Source organism: bacterium (assembly GCA_024226335.1).
Taxonomy (GTDB): domain Bacteria; phylum Myxococcota_A; class UBA9160; order SZUA-336; family SZUA-336; genus JAAELY01.
Genome location: JAAELY010000502.1, coordinates 1 through 2,763, shown reverse-complemented (window position 1 = coordinate 2,763; position 2,763 = coordinate 1). Strand labels below are relative to the sequence as shown.

Below are 2,763 nucleotides of genomic sequence, written 5' to 3'. Positions count from 1 at the left end.
CGGCATGGCCAAGAGCGATCCAAAGGCGATCTGGGTTTTGCAGGGCTGGGCGTTCATGTACAAGCGGACCTTCTGGACGCAGCCGCGATTCCGGGCCTTTCTCGACGCGGTTGACGACCGCCGCATGCTGCTGCTCGACCTCTTCTGCGAGCAGACGCCGATGTGGAATCAGACTGAGGCGTTCTGCGGCAAACCGTGGCTGCGGTGTAACATCCAGAGTTTCGGCGGCGCGGTTCATCTCGGCGGGAATCTCGAAGGAAACAACGCCGGACTCTGGGCAGCACGACGCGATCCGAACTGCGGTCGACTAGTCGGACTGGGGTTCGTCAACGAGGCGCTCGACGTCAACCCGGTTGTATACGACCTGATGCTCGAGGCCGCTTGGCGCGATGCGCCGGTCGACCTGGACGCCTGGATCGTCGACTACGCTCGCCGACGATACGGTCGCGAGAACGCCGACGCCGAGGCGGCCTGGCGTCTGCTCCACGAAACGGTCTACCAGGCGCCGCACCGGATGCGGTCGGCGCTGGACCGCTTTCCGACACTGCGGCCGATCGGCGATGCGCCGTACGACAACACCCCTCTGGCCGAGGCCTGGCGCCGCCTCTTGCTCGCCGCGGACGAATGCGGTGACATCGACGCCTATCGATTCGATCTGGTCAACGTCGCCCGACAGACGCTCTCGAACCATGCGGCCGCGCTGCAACGCAAGGTCGTCGAGGCGCACGGCGCCGGTGACGCCAACGCGATGCGTGCTGCCGCCGACGAGTTCCTTCAGTTGCTCCTCGACATGGACGAACTGCTGGCAACGCGGCGCGAATTCCTACTGGGCCGTTGGCTTGCCGACGCGCGACGCTGGGGAGATACTGACGCCGAGCGTGCGCGGCTGGAATGGAACGCCCGGCGCGTGCTGACCTGCTGGGGCTCGGGCGGGCACACCCTCGACTACGCCCGCAAGGAATGGTCGGGTATGATCAGCGACTTCTACCACGAACGCTGGCGGCGACGCCTAGACGCCGAGATCGCGGCGATTTCGGAAGAGCGGCCGCTGGATGTTAAGGCGTTGGACAAACAACTCAGGCAAAGGGATCTCGACTGGTCCGCTCGACGCGACTCGCTCCCAACCGACCCGCGGGGCGACGCCATCGCGCTGGCTCGGCAATTATGGAGGAAGTACGGTCCCGCCTTCGAGCAGTAGCGGCCGCACGGTAGAACTCGTTTCGCCGCCAAGGGTTTGAGGGCGACGAACAACCCGCATCAAAAGAAGAGTCCCGTCAATCACCCGCTAACACAAACCAGCAAGCAAACAATAGGGCAACAATAGGTGACCGCCCCCCTCTTGCCCAGGAAATGGTTCCTGACATCGAACGACCATCTTGTCGAACCCTCAACGGGCCAGCTAGCTGCACAGGTCACATCGTCCTCTGAGGATAGGTCGCCGGTCCGTATGTCAGAACCGCGGCGCCAGGATTTGCGCCGCCCGCGCTCCAGTGTTCCCTTCAAATCCGAATGATTCGTGCGGGCGGTGTGTCGGACCCAAGCACTTTGCGCGCACTCAAGAACTACAGAGGTGTCCGCCACCTGGTGCAGTTGCGATCTCCCTTCTGGTGGGTGGTCTTGGAGCGAAAAGTGCCTTCGCCAATCCTCGTGGCTCGCCCCGCTTGCGGCCCGCGGTATGTCCTGCCATGATGGAACATACCAATCACTCTGTTTGTTATGGAGGATCTCGTGAGAACGCTCAAGCAGCCACGCGCGATCGAGACGCGCGACCGGATTCTACGCGAAGCGGCGCAACTCTTCGCTATCAAAGGCTTTCATGACACCAAGGTGGGCGAAATCATCAAGGCCGCCGAGGTGACCAGCGGCGCGTTCTTCCATCACTTTCAAGGCAAGGAAGAGCTCGGGTTCGCGGTGATCGACCGACACATGGAGGAGCGTCGCCAGAAGTTGGACCGGATCGAAGAGCGTCTGCGCGGCGACTCTGGTGACGATCCGCTCCAGCACGTCTTTCGGCGTCTGGACGCCGTTTGTGAGATGGTCGCCGGGCGCCGCAAGAGGAAGGGTGGCTGCATCATCGGCAACCTCAGCACGACATTGAGCGATACGCACCCCGCCTTTCGCGAGCGGTTGGCGAAGTGCTTCGACGAGATGGCGCTGGAATTCCAGCCGCATCTGGAGGCGGCGGTCCAGGCACATCATCCTACGCGAGACGTGGATGTCCGACAGTTGGCTCGCTACATCGTGTCCGTTATCGAAGGTGCGATTATGCTCTCTCGAACGCACGGAGAATCGGACCTCGTGCATGGGCAGTTCCGGATGTTGAAGGAGTACTTGAAGCAGTCCGTCGAAGGCTGATGGGCGATGAAAGCGCAAGCGTTCGCTCATCTACGGAGAGACCGAAGCGAAGACCTTTAAGGGCTGGAATAATGAATAGACAACAACCCCAACTGGAATACACGATGAACAAAGCGGTAATCATCCTGGCACTGTCCGGACTCCTCTTCTCGCCAATCGGAGCGATGGCGGCGCCCAAGGCCCCTAATGTCATTGTAATCCTGATTGATGATATGGGTTGGATTGACTCCGCTCCGTATGGTTCGGAATACTATGACACTCCGAACCTAACGCGGTTGGCGGAAGACTTGAAGTTGATCCGCTACTATCATGAGGGCAAAAACGCGGCATCGCATGCGTACGATCTCTTCGATTTAGAGCGTGATCCCTCCGAGGCGATCAATCTGTCCGCCTATCTTCCGGAAGAGG

3 protein-coding genes are annotated in these 2,763 nt (G+C 60.9%); all 3 read left to right on the top strand.

Annotation, left to right across the window (positions count from 1 at the left end; translation table 11 throughout):
* The coding region (locus tag GY725_24725; GenBank protein MCP4007399.1) for an alpha-N-acetylglucosaminidase at nt 1-1,198 on the top strand (1,198 nt) is incomplete at its 5' end.
* 530 nt (nt 1,199-1,728) lie between these two features.
* Nucleotides 1,729-2,355 carry a TetR/AcrR family transcriptional regulator gene (locus tag GY725_24720; GenBank protein ID MCP4007398.1) on the top strand — a complete coding sequence of 209 codons (627 nt, stop codon included), beginning with the start codon at nt 1,729-1,731 and terminating at the stop codon, nt 2,353-2,355.
* Nucleotides 2,356-2,459: 104 nt separating this feature from the next.
* Nucleotides 2,460-2,763, top strand: a 304-nt coding sequence (locus GY725_24715) for a hypothetical protein (GenBank protein MCP4007397.1), incomplete at its 3' end; no start/stop codon positions are given.